This is a genomic window from Acinetobacter sp. WC-743 (assembly GCF_000335555.1).
GTDB lineage: Bacteria > Pseudomonadota > Gammaproteobacteria > Pseudomonadales > Moraxellaceae > Acinetobacter > Acinetobacter bereziniae.
Window position 1 is genome coordinate 69,271 of sequence record NZ_AMFQ01000013.1, and the last position, 22,498, is coordinate 91,768.

Sequence of the window (22,498 nt, forward strand, 5' to 3'; positions counted from 1 at the left end):
AAATGAATAATAGCCAGAATTATCTGGCTATTTAACTGTCCTTTTTAAACTTCAGCATTCACTAAAGGGGTTTCGACCGTAAAGTTAGGAGGGGTCAAAACGGTTTTTCTTAACTCGTTAGAAAGCTCAGGATAGTCTAGTGTGTAATGTAGACCCCGTGACTCTTTACGTTGCATCGCACAGCGCACGATCATTTCTGAAACCATGACCAGATTCCGTAATTCAATCAAGTTCTTACTGACATGGTAGTCTTGATAATACTCAGTAATCTCTTTTTTAAGCATTTCAATACGGTGTAAGGCACGTTGCAAACGTTTCGTGGTACGAACAATACCAACATAGTTCCACATGGTTTGGCGTAGCTCATCCCAGTTTTGTAAGATGACCACATCCTCATCTGGATTTGTCGACTGTGATGCATCCCATTCAGGAACATTCGGGCTTTCAAATTGGTGGTCAAATTTGGCTTCAATATCTTTTGCCGCACTCATGCCATATACGAAACACTCCAGCAGAGAATTACTTGCCATACGGTTTGCACCATGTAAACCTGTATAGGATGTCTCGCCAATCGCATATAAACCTGCAATGTCTGTTTGGCTGTTTTCATCCACAACGACACCACCACAGGTATAGTGTGCAGCTGGTACGACTGGAATCATATCCTGAGTAATATCAATTCCCAACTCCAAGAGACGAGCATACAGGGTAGGGAAGTGCTCTTTGACAAATTCTTTAGGTTTATGACTAATGTCCAACCAGACATGCCGAATACCTAGACGTTTGATTTCATAGTCAATTGCACGGGCGACAATATCTCGTGGAGCAAGCTCAGCACGTTCGTCAAAGCGTAACATGAAACGTTCGCCATCAGGGAGACGTAAATACGCACCTTCGCCTCGCATCGCTTCAGTGATTAAGAAAGAGCGTGCTTGAGGGTGATATAAACAGGTTGGATGAAATTGATTAAATTCCATATTTGCAACACGACAACCTGCTCGATATGCCATGGCAATTCCATCACCAGTCGCAATATCAGGGTTCGAGGTGTACAAATAAGCTTTCATAGCGCCCCCACAAGCAAGTGCGGTAAATGGGGCTAAAAACGTATGTACTTTTTCGTTGCTTTCATCTAAGGCATAAAGACCCACTGCTCGGTTCTGTTGTTGTTTGTGCCCCAGCTTATGTGTAGTGATTAAATCAATCGCAATGTAGTTTTCAAAAATTTCGATATTTTTCTTTTCACGGGCTCTTTCAACTAAGGTGGTTGAAATCGCTTTTCCAGTGGCATCAGCTGAATGGATAATACGCCTTTGAGAATGCCCACCTTCACGGGTTAAGTGTAGTTGCTCATCTTCATCTAAGGTAAACTGAACACCGTGGTTTAACAGGAAATCGACTGAAGGTCGTCCACCTTCAACAGTATGCTTCACTGCATCAAGCTCACATAAATGCGCGCCTGCAATCATAGTGTCATCAATATGCTGTTGAATAGAATCAGTTTCATCAAGCACAGCAGCAACACCACCTTGAGCATAATAAGTGCTTGCATCTGTCAATGTAGATTTTGCTAAAACAGCAATATTGAAATGTTCAGGTAAGGATAAGGCTAAACTTAAGCCTGCACCGCCACTACCCACAATAATCACATCGAATTGATGAGTTGTGTTTAAATTAGGCATGTCCATCAGCTAATTTGAAAAATGTTTGCTAATAACACTCTTTTTTTTAACAAATTACAATAGTTAGATGCGTCAGATTTTAGTATAAATAGGCTATTCTCAGTCTCTTAATATGATTTTAAGTAAAGTATTGTTTTATAAAAAAATGTAAACATATTATTACGCAAAGACATCAAATAATATGTTACAAATATTTTTTAAGCACAATCATCAGATGTAGGTTCGTGATAAATGAGTAATGGTCTAATGCAAAAAGGAATGTATGCAGCAGTATTCACTGTCGCTGCGGCTACATCACAAGTACAAGCTTCAACACCTGTCGATTTCTCTAATTTGGTTGAACAGGTGAGTCCGGCAGTTGTTAGTGTAAACGTTGTGAAAAAACTGTCTCAGGAAGAATTGCTACAGCAGCAAGTGCCTGAAATTCTGAAACGTTTCTTTGGTAATCAGATCATTATTCCGCAACAGCGAGCGCCACAAGAAAAAACAGCTTATGGCAGTGCATTCTTTATCAGTAAAGATGGTTATCTACTCACCAACCATCACGTGGTTGAAGATGCTTCTAAAGTGACCATCATGCTCAATGACCGTCGCGAAATTGATGCTAAAGTGGTGGGGAGTGATGAACGTACAGATGTGGCTTTGCTTAAAGTTGAAGGAAATAATTTCCCATCATTGTCGGTAGGCAATGTCGATCAACTTAAAGTGGGGCAGCCTGTACTTGCGATTGGTTCACCATTTGGTTTTGACTATTCTGCATCAGCAGGTATTGTCAGTGCGAAATCGCGAAATATGATGGGCGAAACTTCTGTTCCATTTATTCAAACTGATGTTGCCTTAAACCCTGGTAACTCAGGTGGTCCATTGTTTAACCAACAAGGTCAAGTGGTTGGAGTAAATTCACGTATCTTTAGTGGTACGGGTGGATATATGGGCTTGTCATTCTCTATTCCAATCGATGTCGCGATGGATGTCGTGGACCAACTGAAGAAGAATGGTAAGGTGACACGCTCATATCTTGGTGTAATGTTACAAGATATCGATCGAAATCTTGCAGAAGCGTATAAGTTGGATAAACCCGAAGGTTCATTGATTACTCAAGTGGCACCAAATTCTCCAGCAGAAAAAGCGGGCTTTAAATCAGGCGATGTGATCCTAAAATATAATGGTTCACCAATTTCACGTACTTCAGAATTATTGAATTATTTGAATCGTACTCAACCAAATCAATCCGTGAAACTTGAAGTATTGCGTGATGATAAGCCGAGAGTGATTACAGCAACATTAACAGTTGCTCCTGATGATACTCCAGCAAAAGTTGATAATACGACAACGTCAGCTAAGCCTCACAAAGGTCCAGTGATTGGTGTTGCGATTCGTGCTTTGACTGAGCAAGAAAAGAATCGTTTAAATGTGAAAGGTGGTGTGTTAATTCAAGATGTAACACGAGGCGGTTTGGCTGCTCAATCTCGAATCTTGCCAGGTGATGTGATTACGCAAGTGAATAATAAGAAAATCAACACACCGAATGATTTCGTGGATGCTGTAGCAGAGTTGCAGAAAAATACCGTTGCACGTGTGGCAATTGTGCGTGAAGGGCAACATGCGATGATTGGATTACGTATTCAATAAATCGAATTGATGTGAATCAGCCACTCTAAGAGTGGCTTTTTTATGTCAAAATGCAGCAGATTTTTTAAATAGTGATCAAGAGAGAAGGAACGTTTACATGAGCTCAGTATTTGATTTGGTTCTTCAAGTTAAACCAGAACATATCGATGTTTTAGGTCATGTGAATAATGTTGTCTATGTGCAATGGATGCAGGATGTGGCTTCAGCACATATTGAAACTTTAGGTGTAGGCTTAGATCAATATTTGGAAATGAAGCATGCTATGGTGGCAGTAGAACATCATGTGCAGTACCGCAAAGCAGCGATGTTAGATGATAAGATCATTTTACGGACATGGCTCTATGATATTAACGCCTTGTATTCTTTCCGTCAGTATGCGTTTTTTAATGCCAAAGATCGGACTTTACTATTTACAGGCAATACCAAATGGGCGTGCATTGAAATTGCCACAGGTCGTCCAAAGCGTATGTCACCAACCTTTATACAGGCTTATCAACCGATAAATACAGACATAGATCCTTATGATTTAGACTCAATCGTAACAGTTTGAATCAAGACTCATGATTTGTTTTGAGTTTGATCATTAAAATAGTTTGGATTAATTCATCCAATAAAATATTACAGATTGAATATTGCTTTATAAGTTAAAGAAAAAGGTAAAATTCAAGTGCGAGTGAAAACTTTAAATTTAAGATTTATTTTTCTCAAAAGCAACAGTCTGTAGTTGAATTGACGTTGAACGTAATCGTGGGCGGTAGCTGTGATCAAAGACCAATTTAACCCGAAAATTTAGCTCGATTAGAATAAGGGTAATGTAGGTCAAAGCACAGACAGATAATAATTTTGCCAAACCTAAAGCAAGTGGATAACCACCATCAAAACGCCATAGAAAACCTGCACTGATTGCGGCTAAAGCATATAAAATATTGGCACTAAAACGAGTTCGACCAATTTGTTTGGTTTTTGAGGACAGTTTTAGGATGATTGTTGCGCTATACCATCCCCACAGCGCACCAATCACAATATCTAATGGCCAGTGAACACCAACCACCACACGGCTTAATGCGATCAACGTTGCCAATGAAATTACACAGAAAGTAAATGCTCTGTGATATCTAAAACTATTGAGCTTAATATATTTACTCAATACACCCGCCAGTACAAATGCTGTTGCGGCATGACCGGAAGGGAAGCTATGATATTTTAGTGTCTTTCCGATGATCTCAACATTGTCTATGCCTAGATAAGTAATCGGACGAACAATTTCAAGGAATTGTTTAACGACATGTACACCTAAGCCAGTAATGAGTACGGCAAGAAGACCTAACCAAAGTAGATGAGCGTTGTGACGACAGAAAAATATCAACAGGACATAAGCCGTTAAACCATCTCCCATAAAGGTTATATTTTGCCAAAACCAATCTGAGTGTGGTGGCATTCCATTGATCATTAAGAAAAGCGGCGTATTGATTGCATAATAGTGATGAATAAGTTCCCAAGCTAAAACGCAAAATATTGGAACAATAAAGAATAGAATCATCATGAACTTCCTTTCATTTTCGGAAGTTTGACTAAAATAACACCTCCTTTGTTGAATAGAACTTCTGCATTAGGAAAGGCTTGAAGATTTTCTAAACCTGTAAAAACCACCTCGCCAGATCTAGGTTCTCGTATAGGAACAACTTTTTGTAAGTAGATACTGAAACTGGGCATGTCATGACGCCACATCACAATGGGTTGCGTAATCTTCTGCGCAAATATTCCAGCTTGTTTGACAGGCTGCTGCTGAATAGATCCATAAGTAGGTATCACTACATGAATGATGGTTAAACTGAAAATGATGCTGGCTAAAACCTGACGTAGCCAAAGCACGTATTGACTACGGAATAAAATGATGAGTATGAGGAGGAGTGCGAAAAAAATAGAAAGCCGATATTGCAAATCCAGAAATGGTAATCCATCCCGGACCATTGCCACCACTTCAATTTTCTTTTCATGCGCAATAATGTACTGTCCAATTTCTGGAAGAAAAATCAGCAGCAGCATCAATAAAATGATGGGTAATGCGACTAAGTAGCGTGATCGCAGTTGATCGCGATATTTTGCCATCAGGATAAAAATTGGTGTTACACCATATAAAAGATAATGTGGAAGCTGGGTTTTAGAAAAGCTGAAGAATATCAGCACAAATAAAAACCAGCTCCAGCAAAAAATATCGAGTGAATCAAGACGCTTTAAAGCAAAAGAAGAAAAAAACAGCCGCAGATGACTTAATAACTGAAGAAAGAAACCTGTGACAGGCATAAAAACCAATAAACTTACAGGCAGGTAGTAAAGTAAATTCCCACCATGATTTTCCATCGTATTGGAAAATCGAGAAAGATTGTGCTTTAAGAAAAAGCCGTCAATAAATGCTTGCCCTTGTGCGAGATATTCAGCAATGTACCAAGGTAAGAAAACTGTAAGGCAAATTAACCATCCAAGTGGATTGATCAGCAAACCTTGCCAAGCTTTAAATTTTTTACTTAATAAGGCGTAAATTGTGATGCTGGCAATAGGGATTAAAATAGCAATCGGACCTTTGGTCAGCACACCTAAGCCGACCCACATATATGCACGTAAAGCATATTTGGATGAAGCCTGAGAGTGTGTATGCTGTTGGTTGAAATGACGATAAGCATCAAATAAAGCAAGACAGATCCATAAATTAAGCAAAGCATCAGCTGTGGCTGCGCGTGCGATAATTGAGATAATCAATGAACTCGCAAGCAGGATACAGGCTGTTGCTGCTTTTGAGGTATCTAAAAGCTGCCGACAAAACTCATAAATTGCCCAACACCACAGTGTGGCACATAATGCAGATGGAAGGCGTAATGAGAATTCATTTAATCCAAATAGAAAGACAGAAATGGCTTGCAACCAGTAGATCAAAATGGGCTTGTCAAAGCGCAATTCACCGCCCATATAGGTGGTGATATAATCGCCTCGAATTAACATTTCCATGGTCGCAGAACTAAAAGCACCTTCATCAAGATCAAATAAGGGTGAGCTTCCCAAACCTATTAAAAAATTCAAAGCGAGCAATAAAATTAACCAACGCGATTGAAAAAGTTTTTGGGTTGATTGAAAAAGCGGGGAGATTAATATTGATGTCTGACCTGTCATTGCCCCCTCCGATGCTGGTAAACACGACGGATCAGATAGCTTTTATGATTTTTACTGTCTAGATAAGTTCGAGTAATCAGTTCAGCGATAATACCAGTCATCAAAAATTGTAGTGACATCAACACGCACATCACGCCAATGAGCAGCATGGGACGTGTACCGATGGAGTGACCCAGAATATATTTATCAATTGCCAGATAGGTCAGCATCACACTACCGATACAGCCCAAGAGCAGTCCGATTGAACCAAATAAATGACCAGGACGCATGAGATAACGTTGAAAGAACATCACTGACATTAAATCTAATATCACGCGAATCGTTCGAGAAATACCATATTTGGATTGCCCGAATTGTCTGGAATGGTGACGTACTGGTACCTCTCCAATACGTGATACGGGAACGACACTGGCAACCCACAGAGGAATAAAACGATGCATTTCGCCGACTAAACGGATTTGTTTGATAATTTCGGCACGGTATATTTTTAGGCTGCATCCATAATCATGTAAGCGTAGACCTGATATTCGACCAATCAATCGATTGGCGAGTAAGGAAGGAATTTTTCTTAACAATAAGGCGTCTTGTCGGTTTTTACGCCACCCCACCAAGAGATCAAGATCCTGATCGATCAGTTGTTGCAACATGGCTGGAATATCATGTGGATCGTTCTGTAAGTCACCATCCATCGTCACAATATACTGCCCTTGAGACTCGTCAATTCCAGCCTGCATGGCTGCTGTTTGCCCATAGTTGCGGCTTAATTGAATCAGTCGTGCATTTAAAGGGCTTTGAAGTAATTTTTGCTGAATGGTGTTTACAGTAGCATCACAACTACCATCATCAACCACGATTAATTCCCAAGGTTGCTGTTGAGTGCCCAAAGCCCGTTGTATGGTGTCGATTAAAGCGACAACGGTTTCCTCTTCATTGTAAAGAGGAATAATCAGTGAGAAAAAAATAGATGAGTAAGAGGGCTTAAGTAGATATAGCTCTTCCTCAGGTTGTAATAAAAATGCGTTATGCATAGCTGATGTAATTGTTATTGATTCGTGTTTGAATTATATATTGTTAAATTTAACTGAAAGATTACGATTCCATGATTTTTTAATGACAATAACAAAAGGTAGCGCCTGTGTCTGAACAGAGAGATCCAAATATAAATAATCAAGTTGGCAGGCGACCCAAATATTTGCCACAACTGTTACTGATGATTGCCATCGTTTTGTATGGTACGGTGATTGAATGGTGGTTTGGTTGGTTACAAGTTTTTGAGGCTTGGGCACATGTGCCTATCCAATATTTGATTATGGCTTTGATCCTGATGCAGATGACTTATCTGATACGAGGTTGGCGAATTTATGATTTCTTTTTACCCATCACCCGTGGGCAGAGGATGACATGTTGCCGAATCATGCTGATTCATAATCTACTCAATAACTTATTGCCTTTTCGTTCTGGAGAAATCAGTTTTCCTATACTGATGCGACGTTATTTTACTGTAAGCCTTAGCTATGCGACTGCGGGATTATTACTGCTTAGAATACTTGATTTACAAGTGCTGCTTGGATTGGGTTTTTTTGCCCTTTTATTGTTAAAACACTCCAATAATGTAGGGTTGTGGGGGGGGATGGTTTTATGGTTCACGTCTCCATTAATAATATTACTTTTTACGCCGTGGCTAAAACGTTATTCAGAAAAGCTCAATACTCAGGGGCGATTGAAAAATTTACTTGAACAAGTTTTATTGGCAATGCCATTACATTTGAACAGTTTACTGCGGAGTTGGTTATTCACGCTCATCTGCTGGGGAAGCAAGATTATGGTTTTTGCAGCTGTTTTAGGCTGGTTCATTCCATTGCAATGGTGGGAAGCAGTGGGTGTGAGTATTGGAGGTGAGTTGAGTTCTGTATTACCTATTCATGCCCCAGCAGGACTTGGGACCTATGAAGCCGCAATTTTGGCAACTGGAAAACTGTTTAATCTCTCAGAAGCTAAAGCATTATTATTTGCCGCTGTACAATTGCATTTGCTGATAATCATCAGCACACTATTCGGCGGTTTAATCGCGTTATTTATCCCTGCTCATGTTCGGTTTACAACTAAAACTAAGGCAAATAAAAAGCAGGAAAAGATGAAATAGATTGAAAGGGAAACTTACATACACCCTATCGGAGAGATAGTTTTTCTCAAAGCCTTACTATATTTTTAACATTGATCTGCTTATACTGTGCAGCAATTGGGAAATTTCATTTTTTGCACGCCATAAGTACTTTTGATATTGAGTACATGATGGTGGACATATTTTTAGAGTAGTTTATGGCAGTAGCTAAGAAGTCTGTTAATATCAATAACATACGCAATTTTTCTATTATCGCTCACATCGACCACGGAAAGTCGACTCTTGCTGACCGATTTATCCAAATGTGTGGTGGATTACAAGATCGTGAAATGCAGGCTCAGGTTTTAGACTCTATGGAGCTTGAGCGTGAGCGTGGAATTACCATTAAAGCGGCTTCGGTAACATTGTATTACACACACCCAAATGGTCAAGAATACCAGTTAAACTTTATTGATACTCCGGGACACGTTGACTTCTCTTATGAAGTTTCTCGCTCATTGGCTGCCTGTGAGGGTGCTTTATTGGTGGTCGATGCTGCACAAGGTGTAGAAGCACAATCAGTTGCCAACTGTTATACCGCCATTGAACAAGGTTTAGAAGTACTGCCAATTTTGAATAAAATTGACTTGCCTCAAGCTGAACCTGAACGTGTAATCCATGAAATTGAAGAAATTATTGGAATTGAAGCAACACATGCACCGACTTGTTCAGCAAAAACAGGTTTAGGTGTTGAGTCAGTTTTAGAAACGTTGGTTGATATTATTCCTGCACCTCAAGGTGATCGTGATGCACCGCTCCAAGCACTGATTATTGACTCATGGTTTGATAACTATTTGGGCGTGGTTTCTTTGGTTCGAATCAAACAAGGTCGTGTGCGTAAAGGCGATAAGATGTTGATGAAATCAACAGGTCAGTCGCATATCATTACCTCAGTGGGTATTTTCAATCCAAAACATACAGAAACAGGCATTTTAGAGGCTGGTGAAGTTGGTTTTGTGATTGCGGGGATCAAAGATATTTTTGGTGCGCCAGTAGGTGATACGATTACACTTGCAACAACACCAGAAGTTGAAACTTTACCGGGCTTTAAAAAGGTCAAACCACAGGTCTATGCGGGCTTGTTCCCAATTGATGCCAGCGATTTCGAACCATTCCGTGAAGCCTTACACAAACTGCAAATCAATGACTCTGCATTATTCTTTGAACCTGAAAGTTCAGATGCGCTTGGTTTTGGTTTCCGCTGTGGCTTCTTAGGCATGTTGCACATGGAAATCGTACAGGAACGTTTAGAACGTGAGTATGATTTAGATCTGATCAGTTCTGCACCAACAGTGATCTATGAAGCATTGATGAAAAATGGTCAAACGATTTATATCGACAGCCCATCTAAAATGCCAGACGGTTCAACTGTAGAAGATTTACGTGAACCCATTGCAGAATGTCATATCCTTGTTCCTCAAGAATATTTGGGCAATGTAATGACGCTGTGCATTGAGCGTCGTGGTGTACAAAAAGATATGAAGTTCTTGGGTAATCAAGTATCGATTAGCTTTGAAATTCCGATGGCTGAAGTGGTCATGGATTTCTTTGATAAATTGAAATCATGCTCACGTGGGTTTGCCTCTTTAGATTATAACTTTGTCCGTTTTGAAAGTTCATCTCTGGTTAAGGTTGATGTATTAATTAATGGTGATAAGGTTGATGCTTTAGCAATGATTTGTCATCGTAATGATGCACGTCACCGCGGTATTGCTTTAGTTGAAAAAATGAAGGATTTGATTCCACGTCAAATGTTTGATGTTGCGATTCAAGCCGCAATTGGTGCGCAAATCATTGCGCGTTCAACGGTAAAAGCGATGCGTAAAAACGTATTGGCTAAATGTTATGGTGGTGACGTTTCTCGTAAGAAGAAATTGTTATCTAAACAAAAAGAAGGTAAGAAACGTATGAAGCAGGTGGGTAGTGTTGAAATCCCACAAGAAGCGTTCCTTGCTGTGTTAAAAGTAGAAAGATAAAAACTAGAGGTCTGATTGGTCATGGATTTTGATTTTAATTTAATTCTCGTTCCTGTAACGCTGGTATTTTTTGCGCTGTGGTTACTTGATAAGTTTGTACTGAAACAACGTGCAACAAAAGGAAAGGGGAATGAAAATGTCGTTATTTCATGGGCATATGATTTCTGGCCTGTTCTAGCGGTTGTTCTTGTTTTACGCTCTTTCTTCTTTGAGCCATTCAATATTCCTTCTGACTCTATGGTTCCGACCCTAGAGACAGGAGATTATATTTTGGTCAATAAGTTTCAGTATGGCGTACGTTTACCAATTACCAATACCAAGATTCTGGATATTGGTGAACCACAACGTGGTGATGTTGCTGTATTCCGTTATCCAGAAAATCCAAAAATTAGCTATATCAAGCGTATTATTGGATTACCGGGTGACCATATTGAATTTAATCAAGGTCAGTTGACGATTAATGGCAAAAATGTAGAGCAAGTTCCAGCTGAATTTAGTCGTGAAAAAGATATTTTAGATACCCCAAAATCGATTTACTACTATGAAACAATGGGTACCCATAAGCATTTAGTTCGTTTATTGGAAGGTCAAAACCCGCTTGTTGCTGCATTCAATTATGCACAGAACAAACAAGACTTACCTTATGTAGCGACTGCAAATGATCGCTTTGTGAAGTCAAATGGTCAAAGTTGGGAAGTGACTGTACCTAAAGGTCAATATTTTGCGATGGGCGATAACCGTGACCAAAGTGCCGACAGTCGTTTTTGGGGATTTGTACCTGAAGAGAATTTAACAGGACATGCAATTTATGTTTGGATGCATAAAGAGCCAGGTCTAAAAATTCCATCATTTAGCCGTAATGGAGCAATTCAATAAAACCGAGTTGCAGCAAGTGTTAGAAATAAAGAAAGGTCAATGTTTATTGACCTTTCTTTTTTATCTGTTAAAACTATGAAGTTATATTGATTTATAAGAAAAATAAAACAGAACAAATGATTTGAACTAGCAACTTGACGTCGTTTAAAGGATAATAGTGGCGATAAATTTTTTATCACAGTATTGTTTTCCAGTGTATAAGAAGTTTATAGCCAATTGAAAATGATGAATCTGCTTAAATCAAATGGTTTGATCTTGGCGTTTACTGATTTTTTAATTGTCATTAGGGATTATTTATTCTTACCTGTTGGATAAAAAAATGCGTAAAAATCAACAAGGCGCTTCATATATTGGAATTTTATTGGGGATAATTGCTTTAGCTTTTATGTTGAAAATCATAGTAGCTGTATGGCCATTATACTGGGATGATCGTGTGATTAACGGTCAAATTGTAGAGCAAATCAAAAATAGCTCTGCTGAAATCACACCATTGAAATTTGCAACAGAAGTTGACAAAAGGTTAGAAATGAACAATATCCGAGACACTAAATTCGAAGATATTGCGACTGTTTCAACTAAAGATGGTTTACAAGTGACTAAAAAATATGAAGTACGGAAAAATTTCATGCTGAATATTGATTTAGTCCTCACTTTCGAGAAGAGTTTTGATCAAAGGTCAGTTGAAAGTAAGTGATCTTCGCTTACAAAGTAGAATCGGTTACCAGTTTAAACAACCCGAGTTATTACAACTCGCGCTGACTCATCGTTCGGTGAGTCACAAACACAACTATGAGCGTCTAGAGTTTCTGGGTGACTCATTGTTGGGGATGATCATCGCAAATTACTTATATAATGCCTATCCGCATGAAAATGAAGGGCGTTTAACCCGTATGCGTGCAACTTTAGTGCGTCAAGAAGCGTTGGGTAAAATTGCCAATGACTTAAAATTAAGTCAAAGTTTAATTTTAAGTACAGGTGAATTGAAATCTGGCGGTCATCATCGTGAGTCAATATTGGCAGATACTGTTGAAGCGATCATTGGGGCGATTTATACAGAAAGTCAAGATTTACCTTTGTTGGAATCCATTGTTCTGAAATGGTATGAACCTTATTTGGATCATATCGAACCTACAGATCAGTTAAAAGACCCGAAGTCACGCTTACAAGAGTATTTACAAGCCCGTAAAAAACATCTCCCTGTTTATGAGGTGGTGGATATTCAAGGTGATGCACCCAATCAACATTTTAAAGTAGAATGTACTATAGATGGCTTACCTAAAATGATGGGTGAGGGATCGAGTCGCCGTTTTGCAGAACAGGCAGTCGCGGCGGATTTTTTAAAGCTATTGGAGCAGTAAACTGCATGAATACACATTCCGATCACAATGATGCTGATCACGAGTCGTCTGAAAACGGCAATGATTTAATTAATCAATTTTTTAGTTCACAAGGCACTGAAATTCCTTCGGATTATCGCAGTGGTTTTGTCGCAATCGTGGGACGTCCAAATGTGGGTAAATCCACTTTGATGAATCATTTATTGGGTCAAAAGTTATCGATTACTTCACGTAAACCGCAAACCACTCGCCATAAAATCATTGGTATTGATAGCCGTGAAAAGTCGCAGGCAGTTTTTGTGGATACTCCGGGTATGCATAAAAAAGAAGTGCGTGCCATCAATAAAATGATGAACAAAGCTGCACACTCTGCTTTACGTGATGTCAATCTGGTTTTATTTGTGCTTGATGCCCAAAAATGGACTCAGAACGATGAGTTGGTTTTAGAGAAACTTAAAAACGCAGAAATGCCAGTGGTTCTCATCATCAACAAGATTGATACCTTAGAAAATAAGCGCATGGTGTTGCCGTTGATTCAAGAACGTGCAAAGTTAATGAATTTTGCTGAAATTGTTCCAGTGTCTGCATTGCGCGGTGCAAACTTGGATCATTTGCGTGATGCGATTGAAAAATATCTACCTTTCCAACCGCCATTGTACTCATTGGATCAGTTGACTGACCGTTCTGAACGCTTTCTTGCGAGCGAAATTATTCGTGAGAAAATTATGCGTCAGTTAGGTGAAGAACTTCCTTATGATTTAACAGTTCAAATTGAATCCTTTAAAACAGAAGAAGCAACGATCAATGAAAAGACTGGTCGTCCTAAAGCTGCATGTACATACATTGATGCTACAATTTTTGTTGATCGCCCTGGTCAGAAAGCCATCGTGATTGGTGAAAAAGGTGCTAAGCTGAAAAAAATTGGTATGGATGCTCGTATCGACATGGAAAAAATGTTTGAGCAAAAAATCATGTTAACGCTTTGGGTCAAAGTTAAAGGTGGTTGGTCTGATGACGAACGTGCTTTAAAAAGTCTAGGCTATAGCGATATTTAAGTCATTTTGTTGGGAACTGTCATGATCCGAGTTATTTCCATTCTTGCATGCGTCATAATCCTACAAGGCTGTATTACTAAAATTGTGACGGTTCCAGTCAAAGTTGCTTATAAAACCACAAAAGGCGTAGTCAAAGGGACTGCGGCTGTTGTGGGGGCTGTTATTCCTGATGGGGATGACGATGAAGACAAGAAAAAAGAAAAGGATGATTAAGATAAAGCAAGATGCGCAATGAAATCTTGCATGGTTATTTAATCCATCATCGAAAATACCGCGAACGTAGTCATATTGTGCACTTGTTTACGCAAGAGCATGGTCGTGTCGATGGTATTCTTCGACAAACTCCACCTCCTCAATATCAACCGATTACCTTGCAAGCTTCAGGAAAATCTGAGCTTAAAAACTTTTCTAAACTGGAAATTTTAAATCAGCCGATTTTCTTTTATGGAGATGCCTTTTTTTCAGGTTTCTACCTCAATGAGATCATTCTTAGGCTTTGTCCACTTGAAGAAATGATGCCTGAAACTTTTCAGCAATATCATATGACATTGCAACATTTGCAGAAATTAGCTGAACATACACAGGCAGATTTATTTCTTCGACAAATTTTACGTCTGTTTGAACATGCGCTTCTGGAAGAGTTAGGTTTTCCATTGGATTATGAACATGATTCAAATCAGCAGATGATTATTCCCGCACAACGTTATCAGTTCCAATTATCAGAAGGCTTTACTCCTGTATCACATACTTCTTCAGCCACTTTGCTCGGACAACAAATTTTGAGTATGGCAAGCTATGAAAAAGGTAGGGATTTTAGTCCAGAACAGTTACAATTATTGTCCAAGCTCTACCGACAAATGATTACATCGCTTTTGGGTGATCGACCATTAAAAAGTCGTCAGCTTTGGGTTCAAAACGCTCAATCTAAATCTTTGAGCCGTTAATTTCACTTTATTGGTTAATTAGGAAAATGTTATGGCTGCATTGCTAGGTGTAAACATTGATCATGTTGCAACACTAAGACAAGCACGTGGAACAACTTATCCTGATCCTGTGAAAGCAGCATTGATCTGTGAACAAGCAGGGGCGGAAGGCATTACTTTACACTTGCGTGAAGATCGTCGTCATATTCAAGATGATGATGTACGCCGTATGCGACCAGTATTGAAAACCAGAATGAATTTAGAGATTGCTGTAACTGATGAAATGGTTGCATTTGCAACAGAGATCAAACCGCATCATGTTTGTTTTGTGCCTGAAAAGCGCCAAGAAGTGACCACTGAAGGTGGTTTGGATGTTGTTGGACATTTTGCAGATGTCAAAGCGGCAACACAAGCACTCACCGCAATTGGCTGTGATGTTTCATTATTTATTGATCCTGACTTTGCGCAAATTGATGCAGCTATTGCCTGTGGTGCGCCAACGATTGAGTTGCACACAGGTGCATATGCAGATGCTGAATCTGGTGCAGAACAACAAGCGGAGCTTGAGCGTATTGTGAAAGGTGCGGAATACGCAGCAGCTCAAGGTTTGGTGGTGAATGCGGGTCATGGTTTGAATTTGGACAATGTTGCTGCAATTGCTGCTATTCCACAGATTCATGAATTGAATATTGGGCATTCTATTATTGCCGAAAGTGTATTTGTCGGTTTGGCGCAAGCTGTAAAAGACATGAAAGCCGCTATTCAAGCTGCAGCTTAAGTTACCTTTTGATTTACCTTATTGAATTTTGATCATGTCGAATATGAATTATGATGAACTCATGCAACCTGTGATTGCTTTTTTGGGCTGTGAAACGCCAAAAGCTTGGTTGGATGAAGCATTAAACAATCTCCCATTGCTGATGCAAGATCATGCGAATTGTGAAAAGAAAGCAGCAGGAACAGCAATGAACTTGATGTTTCGCTACAGTTTTTTTACCGATTTACAAGTGAAACTGGCACAGCTTGTTCGTGAAGAAATGTTGCATTATGAGCAAGTCTTAGAATTTATGCAAAAACGTGGTCAAGCGTGGCAGGGATTAAGTGCCGGGCGTTATGCAGGTGGTTTACGTAAGGAAATCCGAACTTACGAGCCTGAAGCTTTAATTGATATTTTAGTCATCGGTGCTTTTGTTGAAGCTCGGTCGTGTGAGCGTTTTTACGCATTGGCACCGTTGGTGGATGATGAGCTTGGGCGTTATTACCGTTATTTGCTAAAATCAGAGTCACGCCACTATGAAGACTATTTGGCATTGGCTTTAGATGTTGCTCAAACTGCAAAATTAAAAGATCCTGAAGAAGATATTCAACAACGTATTGAATTGATTCGTGAAGTGGAAAAAGAGTTGATTTTAACTCCAGACAAAACTTTCCGCTTCCATAGTGGAGTACCCCTCAAGGGACGTGCTTAAGTCGAGATCTGTAGAAAAGACCAAAGTACTATTTTGGTCTTTTCGATTTTATAATCAAAAAAACGATAAAAACACTGATTTAAAATTTTTCTATTCCAGCCCAACCTGCTTGAGGATAGCGATCTCCTTGTATGTGCTCAGGGCTAAAGAGTTGATCTAGTTGCTGAATCTGTATATCACTCAACATGACCTGATTAGCTTTTAAGTCATCTTGTAAATAACGTGATTGTCGGGTTCCAAAAATAGGCGTGACATGAGTAAATTTACCCATTAACCATGCTAAAGCGACTTGGGCATTGCTATGTTTCCATGAAGCACATATTTGACTAAACTTTTCTAGCAAAAGCTGATTTTTATGGAATGAATCCCCTTGTAATCGAGGGAGGTTTTTTCTGAAATCTTGTGCATCCATTGTTGCTGGGTTTAATTCAGCCGTTAAAAATGCACGTCCTAATGGACTATAAGCAACAAACTCAATATTGAGTTCTAGGCAGGTTTGGAGTAATTCTTGCTCAGGCTCTCTTGACCAAAGTGAATATTCGCTCTGTACTGCTGTAACAGGTGCAACCGCATTTGCTCTTTTGAGCGATTGAGCAGAAATTTCGGAAAAACCAAAACTTTTGATTTTGCCTTGTCGAATTAAGTCTGATAGTGTCCCTGTCACATCCTCAATTGGGACTTCAGTTTGTCGACGATGACAATAATATAGATCAATCTGCTCAATGCCTAAACGTGTTAAAGATGCTTCACAAGCTTGGCGAATATAGTTTGGCGTGTTGTCGATACGTCGTTCATAGTGATTTTGATCACGTACAATTCCAAATTTAGTTGCAATCACTATCGCATCTCGTTGATTTCGATAATGTGCGATAAACTGTGCTAATAATTTTTCGTTGTGTCCATGTCCGTAAGTATCTGCGGTATCAAAAAAATTAATCCCAGAATCAAATGCTTCCTCTAAAATTCTAAGTGAATTTTGGTCATCTGTTTGACCATAAAATTCACTCATTCCCATACATCCTAAGCCCATTGCTGAAATTTCAAGTGATGTCTGATTTAAATTCTTCATTTTGCTTGACCTATATAAGAGGGTTCATCTTTCAACCATGAGTCGTGTAGCCATTTTTCTGTTTTGCGATGTCCAGGAAAGTTAATCCAAACAATATCTCTTTCAAAAATAATTGGATGTTGATTTTTTCCAACTATGACCCAAAACCAACGACCATCATTTAAATTGCGCATTTTGACTTTCATGCCTGAAATTTTTTGATTATTTCCATTGAGCTGTATAGTTTCATCATGCTGATCAACCCATTGAATTTTTCTATGTTGCAGTAAATCAGGTGCATAACGTTGTAAAAAATCATCAGCAATTTTTTGTGCCTGTACTTTGCTGGGTAAATTTCCATGAACCAGACTTGCATCTAAATAAGAAAATCCTTTCAAATTATGTGCCGCGTCTGATAAATAGCTAAAGTTTTCTTCACCTAATCTAAATGATGGTGATTTTTGAAAGCGTATCCATTGCACTTGTTGAGCATCAATCGGGACAGGTTGCTCATGTACTTTTTGATAATGTGTGGGCATAAATTCAGCCAAAAATTGAGATACTTTACTTTCCTGACTGGGGGTGTTTATCGGTGCTGTAACATTTGCAGAGCATGAAGCAGTAAATAAAGCACTGCCAAAAATTAAGGCGTATTTCATAGGGTGACTCCTAAATTGTTAAGTTAAGATTTGCGGGAATAACAGCAATAGCTTCTACTTCAACTAAAACATCAGGGTGAAATAATTGTGCAACTCCGATCAGACTACTTGCAGGTGGCAATTGCGGATCAATAAATTTGTCTCTAACTTTACGAATCATGAGCAACTGATCAGGCTTTAGATCACGGATATAAATAGTCAGTTTTACTAAGTGTTGAGTGCCGATACCTGCCTGATGTAGTGTTTTTTCAATATTTTGAAAGGCTAAATGAAGTTGTTCCTCAAGATCTGCCTGTAAAATTTCTCCTTGTTCAGTCATGGGTACATGACCTGACAAGTACATGAGTTGTCCTTGTTGCACGACGATTGCTTGTGAAACATTAGGAATATTCAAATGGATCGGATTGATTGCATGGAGGATTGAATTGCTTGAAGTCGTTGTTTGTTGGTACATATTTACCTCATGTGAATTGTTATTGTGTGCGTAACTTAAATTGCTGATAAAGAGCAAAACGAAGAAAAATGGAAAAGCAAAGTAGCGGTAACGCATATTAGTCAACCTATTTAAAAAGCTCATTTGATTGTGCTTCGATTTCATTTTTTATAGAATGATGATTATTAGTGGTTATAAATTCCAAAAATGAAATGTTAGATGATTTGAGTTTATTTATAGCGATAGTCAGAGCTGGAAGCTTGAATATGGCATCTGAACAACAAAATATTCCCGCTGCTACATTGACCCGTCGTTTAAAAAAATTAGAAGAAAGCTTGGGCTGTAAGTTATTACATCGAAACAGCCGAGGAATACAGTTAACTCAAGAAGGGCAACGTTATTACGAGCGTTGTCAGCCTTTACTGAGCGCGTTATTGCAAAATACACATGAAATAAAAGAAGAAACAACTCAAGTTAAGGGTCGTATTAAAATTTTGGCGCCGATGAATCTTGCGATTTTTCCTTTGCAAGAATTTTGGAATACTTTTCTAAAACGCTATCCAGAGATTGAACTTGAATTGCAATTAGACAATGTACTTGATGATTTAATGACTCAAGGCGCAGATTTAGCTTTGCGTGTCGGTAAAATGCCCAATAGTGTATATATTCAAAAACGATTAGCCAGTATTAAAACCTGTATCGTGGCTTCTCAAGACTATTTAAATCAGCATGATATTCAGACGCCAGAAGATTTAGCGCAACAAGACTGGTTATTGGCTTATCCTTTAGAACAAATTGAACTACGGTACCAACAACAAAATTATCAATTTAAAATTCAAACTAGTCGTTTAAAAGTGAATGAAATCAGTCTATGTGTCAGTCTTGCAGAACGTGGCTTGGGCTTATGCTATGTTCCATTTACCCAATGTGAAGATGCTTTGAAGACTGGAAGACTCAAACAGGTTTTACCTGAATGGCAATTGCCAATCAGAGATGTCTATGCTGTTTGGCATGCTCAAAAAGTCATGCCTGCAAGAGTCAAAGTTATCATTGAAGAGTTAGATATTTTTTTCCAGAAACAGACTTGGAATCATACATAATTCAAAATTTTATTCTTATAAAAACAATAAGCACTATTTTTGATGAAATTTACGTTATAGCACAAGTTTTATTGAACTTTAACATCATATAAAAATGATCTTTTTTAGCAGTTTATTGAGTTGCAAAGGAAGTATGTATTATCGTTTGCTAGATAAATTAAATTTTAAATATTTGATTGATAAATAAATTATTTTATATGAGGTATGTCGTATGATTCTAAGGAGTGAATCTATTAGAGTTTGTATTATATACTGCTATAACTTGTTGCTGATGAGGCAAAAGGGAACAATTTTGGGAAATATGCTTTTAATAGAATTACGATTATTCAAATATTTTAACCCAATATTTTTTTACTCTTTAACAACTGAATAAAATCAATAAGTTATATTGGTAAGTAAAAACTTGGGTCATTTGATGATTTTTAGGTTTAACTTACTGTTACCACTTTATTTTTTGATCTAAAATTATAGTTCACTACCGCATAGGTAGCTTAGAAAAGTACCGTGTGAATGCGAGTTTGAATTCTTTAGTTCACTACCGCATAGGTAGCTTAGAAATTTAGTTAAAAATAATTTAGATGAATTTTGAGGTTCACTACCGCATAGGTAGCTTAGAAATTTTTAAAAGGTTAAGATGTACGAAATTAACTTGTTCACTACCGCATAGGTAGCTTAGAAATTTATTCATTCCGTTCTCAGGTGTGAATTCGCGTTCACTACCGCATAGGTAGCTTAGAAAATCCAGCTCGATGTCGATTACAAATGTCGTGAGTTCACTACCGCATAGGTAGCTTAGAAAGAAACATGAAACGTGGGTATAACAATGAAACCGTTCACTACCGCATAGGTAGCTTAGAAATCTTAATTAATACGGCTTAATAAAATTTCCCAAGTTCACTACCGCATAGGTAGCTTAGAAAGCAGCGTGGACAGATGTCGGGGGTCAGTCTCCGTTCACTACCGCATAGGTAGCTTAGAAAAACCAATGAAAACCCCGAGACAAATAGCAACGGTTCACTACCGCATAGGTAGCTTAGAAAACAGTATGGTTGAACTCGTTGGCTACGGTGAAGTTCACTACCGCATAGGTAGCTTAGAAAGCTTGAAATCATCACCTCGCGAACGTTATCCGGTTCACTACCGCATAGGTAGCTTAGAAAAACCCCGATTAAACGCCCCCATTCGATTAACGGTTCACTACCGCATAGGTAGCTTAGAAAGTGACGGGTTAGAATCTTCGGTCTATCTGAGTGTTCACTACCGCATAGGTAGCTTAGAAAGCCCTGAGATCGTAAAGTTAAACTAATATCCTGTTCACTACCGCATAGGTAGCTTAGAAATTAGCTGTATTGGACCAGTTAATTCCTGTTTGGTTCACTACCGCATAGGTAGCTTAGAAATGAAGGGTTTGTTTTTGTGCCGAAAGAATTGAGTTCACTACCGCATAGGTAGCTTAGAAATCAACGCACCCATGCGGTGTGGTACGGTCGACGTTCACTACCGCATAGGTAGCTTAGAAATGTTTGTGTTCCAGTGTCAGGGTCAGTTTTATTGTTCACTACCGCATAGGTAGCTTAGAAAGACAGTCCAGTTAATAAGACGAATATCAGACAGTTCACTACCGCATAGGTAGCTTAGAAAATTGTGCGGGGGTGGACCTTGTACTTAATTGAGTTCACTACCGCATAGGTAGCTTAGAAATTGAACGGTATAGATCGCAATAAATCCAGATTGTTCACTACCGCATAGGTAGCTTAGAAATTGCCAGTCCCAACGAATTAGATAATTCCAATGTTCACTACCGCATAGGTAGCTTAGAAATCAACAGGTAGGCTAGAGATCGTTGCACTATCGTTCACTACCGCATAGGTAGCTTAGAAATACAACCAAGCATGTCGCTATCACATTGGCAAGTTCACTACCGCATAGGTAGCTTAGAAATGGAGCATGAGCCGAGAGAAATTGACACAGAAGTTCACTACCGCATAGGTAGCTTAGAAATATAGTATATAAAAAATTCTATTACCCCAAATGTTCACTACCGCATAGGTAGCCTAGAAAAATTGTTAAACCTCTCTGATGATTTTAAAAATTTATAGTGGTATAAATTGTTTATTTTATAGCAATAAAAAAGCCCACTTGAATCAAGTGGGCTTTTAGAATTTGGCTCTCCAACCTGGGCTCGAACCAGGGACCTGCGGATTAACAGTCCGTCGCTCTACCGACTGAGCTATTGGAGAATCTGCATGCGATTATAAGGATATATCACGAGTGGTCAAGCCTTTGATGTCATCTTTTCTTCATTTTTGACTTGTATGCTTTTTATTTAAACAAATAAGATCAAAATTAAAAAAATGGATTTGAGTGGTTGCAAAGCGAGAGCTGACTTGTTAGATTAAAAACATAAAGAGCGTTTAAGTTTGACTTAAACCGTGTGGATTTAACCAACTTGCCAGCACTAAAATGGCTAAATAGGAGACAGCGCGATGACGACGCTAACTATTTCTCAAATTTTTGAAAAATTTTCTTTTTATCAAGAAAACTACCTTTCTATCCTGCAAAATCCTGAACAATATCATATTGAAGTTGAGCAAGCATATTTAGATGTTTGGCCTTTTTCTGAGAAAAAACTGTACTTAGGCGATTTGTTACAACTGTGGTTTAGTGAAAAGTGGCTGATTAATTCAACATGCAGATTATTACTGAATTCATCGACATTAGATTCATCTGATTTAACTGCTGAACCCACTCAAAAACAGATCCAAAGAATACAGGATTTATATTTATTTCAATTAAGTGGCAGTACTTTATCAGGTTCAAACCATGCACAAGTCTGGTCTGTTTCTGAACAGAAAGTACTGTATGTCTCTTTAAACAGTATTTTTAAATATTACTGTTATTTTGAATCGATTGAACGTCCAAAAAATTATCCAAACCATCAATTTAAAACTTTTGGTCAAGCCATCTAATCCACAATTTGAG

At 38.6% G+C, this 22,498-nt stretch carries 21 protein-coding genes, 1 tRNA gene and 1 CRISPR repeat array; of the genes, 14 read left to right on the top strand and 8 right to left on the bottom strand.

Annotation, left to right across the window (positions count from 1 at the left end; all coding sequences use genetic code 11):
• Nucleotides 1-44: 44 nt before the first annotated feature.
• Complete coding sequence (gene nadB, locus ACINWC743_RS02055) at nt 45-1,688, bottom strand: L-aspartate oxidase (RefSeq protein WP_009584216.1); 1,644 nt, start codon at nt 1,686-1,688, stop codon at nt 45-47.
• Nucleotides 1,689-1,913: 225 nt separating this feature from the next.
• Here nadB and ACINWC743_RS02060 point away from each other — a divergent pair, with 225 nt between their 5' ends.
• Both ACINWC743_RS02060 and ACINWC743_RS02065 read left to right on the top strand, forming a co-directional pair.
• Nucleotides 1,914-3,314, top strand: a complete 1,401-nt coding sequence (locus ACINWC743_RS02060) for a Do family serine endopeptidase (RefSeq protein WP_004829291.1) — start codon at nt 1,914-1,916, stop codon at nt 3,312-3,314.
• A 97-nt stretch (nt 3,315-3,411) separates the two neighbouring features.
• Nucleotides 3,412-3,864: an acyl-CoA thioesterase gene (locus tag ACINWC743_RS02065; protein WP_009584175.1), complete on the top strand. Its 453-nt coding sequence runs from the start codon at nt 3,412-3,414 to the stop codon at nt 3,862-3,864.
• A 138-nt stretch (nt 3,865-4,002) separates the two neighbouring features.
• Here ACINWC743_RS02065 and ACINWC743_RS02070 read toward each other — a convergent pair whose 3' ends face one another.
• From ACINWC743_RS02070 to ACINWC743_RS02080, 3 genes are read right to left on the bottom strand one after another with little or no spacing between them, the layout of a single operon-like run.
• Nucleotides 4,003-4,857 carry a phosphatase PAP2 family protein gene (locus tag ACINWC743_RS02070; RefSeq protein WP_035300042.1) on the bottom strand — a complete coding sequence of 285 codons (855 nt, stop codon included), beginning with the start codon at nt 4,855-4,857 and terminating at the stop codon, nt 4,003-4,005.
• On the bottom strand, nt 4,854-6,479 hold the full coding sequence (locus tag ACINWC743_RS02075; RefSeq protein ID WP_009584165.1) for an ArnT family glycosyltransferase: 1,626 nt from the start codon (nt 6,477-6,479) through the stop codon (nt 4,854-4,856). Before ACINWC743_RS02075 ends, ACINWC743_RS02070 begins: the two co-directional genes overlap by 4 nt.
• The gene (locus ACINWC743_RS02080) at nt 6,476-7,507 is read right to left on the bottom strand and encodes a glycosyltransferase family 2 protein (protein ID WP_009584212.1); all 1,032 of its coding nucleotides are present in this window, start codon (nt 7,505-7,507) and stop codon (nt 6,476-6,478) included. The genes ACINWC743_RS02075 and ACINWC743_RS02080 overlap by 4 nt, the downstream gene beginning before the upstream one ends.
• Nucleotides 7,508-7,614: 107 nt before the next feature.
• Here ACINWC743_RS02080 and ACINWC743_RS02085 point away from each other — a divergent pair, with 107 nt between their 5' ends.
• The 10 genes from ACINWC743_RS02085 to ACINWC743_RS02130 all read left to right on the top strand — a co-directional run bounded on the left by ACINWC743_RS02085 (nt 7,615) and on the right by ACINWC743_RS02130 (nt 16,276).
• The gene (locus ACINWC743_RS02085; protein WP_151776109.1) at nt 7,615-8,622 is read left to right on the top strand and encodes a lysylphosphatidylglycerol synthase domain-containing protein; all 1,008 of its coding nucleotides are present in this window, start codon (nt 7,615-7,617) and stop codon (nt 8,620-8,622) included.
• Nucleotides 8,623-8,798: 176 nt separating this feature from the next.
• Entirely contained in the window at nt 8,799-10,616 is a 1,818-nt protein-coding gene (gene lepA / locus ACINWC743_RS02090) for a translation elongation factor 4 (protein ID WP_004829275.1), read from the top strand.
• A gap of 21 nt (nt 10,617-10,637) precedes the next feature.
• Nucleotides 10,638-11,492, top strand: coding sequence for a signal peptidase I (gene lepB, locus ACINWC743_RS02095; protein ID WP_009584153.1), 855 nt, complete (start codon nt 10,638-10,640; stop codon nt 11,490-11,492).
• Between the two features lie 319 nt (nt 11,493-11,811).
• Nucleotides 11,812-12,186 (top strand): DUF4845 domain-containing protein, encoded by a 375-nt coding sequence (locus tag ACINWC743_RS02100; RefSeq protein WP_004829270.1) that lies wholly within the window; start codon nt 11,812-11,814, stop codon nt 12,184-12,186.
• A complete protein-coding gene (rnc, locus tag ACINWC743_RS02105; RefSeq protein ID WP_004829269.1) occupies nt 12,158-12,850 on the top strand; it encodes a ribonuclease III in 693 nt (230 codons plus the stop codon). The genes ACINWC743_RS02100 and rnc overlap by 29 nt, the downstream gene beginning before the upstream one ends.
• Before the next feature lie 5 nt (nt 12,851-12,855).
• On the top strand, nt 12,856-13,884 hold the full coding sequence (gene era / locus ACINWC743_RS02110) for a GTPase Era (protein WP_004829267.1): 1,029 nt from the start codon (nt 12,856-12,858) through the stop codon (nt 13,882-13,884).
• Nucleotides 13,885-13,905: 21 nt separating this feature from the next.
• Nucleotides 13,906-14,097, top strand: a complete 192-nt coding sequence (locus ACINWC743_RS02115; protein WP_035300043.1) for an NF038104 family lipoprotein — start codon at nt 13,906-13,908, stop codon at nt 14,095-14,097.
• Between the two features lie 11 nt (nt 14,098-14,108).
• Complete coding sequence (gene recO / locus ACINWC743_RS02120; protein WP_004829264.1) at nt 14,109-14,828, top strand: DNA repair protein RecO; 720 nt, start codon at nt 14,109-14,111, stop codon at nt 14,826-14,828.
• 31 nt (nt 14,829-14,859) lie between these two features.
• Nucleotides 14,860-15,585, top strand: a complete 726-nt coding sequence (pdxJ, locus tag ACINWC743_RS02125) for a pyridoxine 5'-phosphate synthase (protein ID WP_009584148.1) — start codon at nt 14,860-14,862, stop codon at nt 15,583-15,585.
• A 34-nt stretch (nt 15,586-15,619) separates the two neighbouring features.
• Nucleotides 15,620-16,276 carry a tRNA-(ms[2]io[6]A)-hydroxylase gene (locus ACINWC743_RS02130; RefSeq protein ID WP_009584207.1) on the top strand — a complete coding sequence of 219 codons (657 nt, stop codon included), beginning with the start codon at nt 15,620-15,622 and terminating at the stop codon, nt 16,274-16,276.
• Between the two features lie 79 nt (nt 16,277-16,355).
• On the opposite strand, the gene ACINWC743_RS02135 is transcribed toward ACINWC743_RS02130, so the two are convergent.
• From ACINWC743_RS02135 to ACINWC743_RS02145, 3 genes are read right to left on the bottom strand one after another with little or no spacing between them, the layout of a single operon-like run.
• On the bottom strand, nt 16,356-17,345 hold the full coding sequence (locus ACINWC743_RS02135; protein ID WP_009584122.1) for an aldo/keto reductase: 990 nt from the start codon (nt 17,343-17,345) through the stop codon (nt 16,356-16,358).
• Nucleotides 17,342-17,983 carry a hypothetical protein gene (locus ACINWC743_RS02140; RefSeq protein ID WP_009584229.1) on the bottom strand — a complete coding sequence of 214 codons (642 nt, stop codon included), beginning with the start codon at nt 17,981-17,983 and terminating at the stop codon, nt 17,342-17,344. Before ACINWC743_RS02140 ends, ACINWC743_RS02135 begins: the two co-directional genes overlap by 4 nt.
• A gap of 10 nt (nt 17,984-17,993) precedes the next feature.
• Nucleotides 17,994-18,437 (bottom strand): RidA family protein, encoded by a 444-nt coding sequence (locus tag ACINWC743_RS02145; RefSeq protein WP_009584161.1) that lies wholly within the window; start codon nt 18,435-18,437, stop codon nt 17,994-17,996.
• Nucleotides 18,438-18,628: 191 nt separating this feature from the next.
• Between ACINWC743_RS02145 and ACINWC743_RS02150 the strand changes: the two genes are divergently transcribed.
• Nucleotides 18,629-19,516: a LysR family transcriptional regulator gene (locus tag ACINWC743_RS02150; RefSeq protein ID WP_080971986.1), complete on the top strand. Its 888-nt coding sequence runs from the start codon at nt 18,629-18,631 to the stop codon at nt 19,514-19,516.
• Nucleotides 19,517-19,986: 470 nt separating this feature from the next.
• A CRISPR array of direct repeats spans nt 19,987-21,577; the repeat unit is 28 nt; unit sequence GTTCACTACCGCATAGGTAGCTTAGAAA.
• A gap of 103 nt (nt 21,578-21,680) precedes the next feature.
• On the opposite strand, the gene ACINWC743_RS02155 is transcribed toward ACINWC743_RS02150, so the two are convergent.
• Nucleotides 21,681-21,756 (bottom strand) — tRNA-Asn (locus ACINWC743_RS02155).
• A gap of 246 nt (nt 21,757-22,002) precedes the next feature.
• Between ACINWC743_RS02155 and ACINWC743_RS02160 the strand changes: the two genes are divergently transcribed.
• Nucleotides 22,003-22,485 carry a hypothetical protein gene (locus ACINWC743_RS02160; RefSeq protein WP_009584186.1) on the top strand — a complete coding sequence of 161 codons (483 nt, stop codon included), beginning with the start codon at nt 22,003-22,005 and terminating at the stop codon, nt 22,483-22,485.
• Nucleotides 22,486-22,498 lie beyond the last annotated feature (13 nt).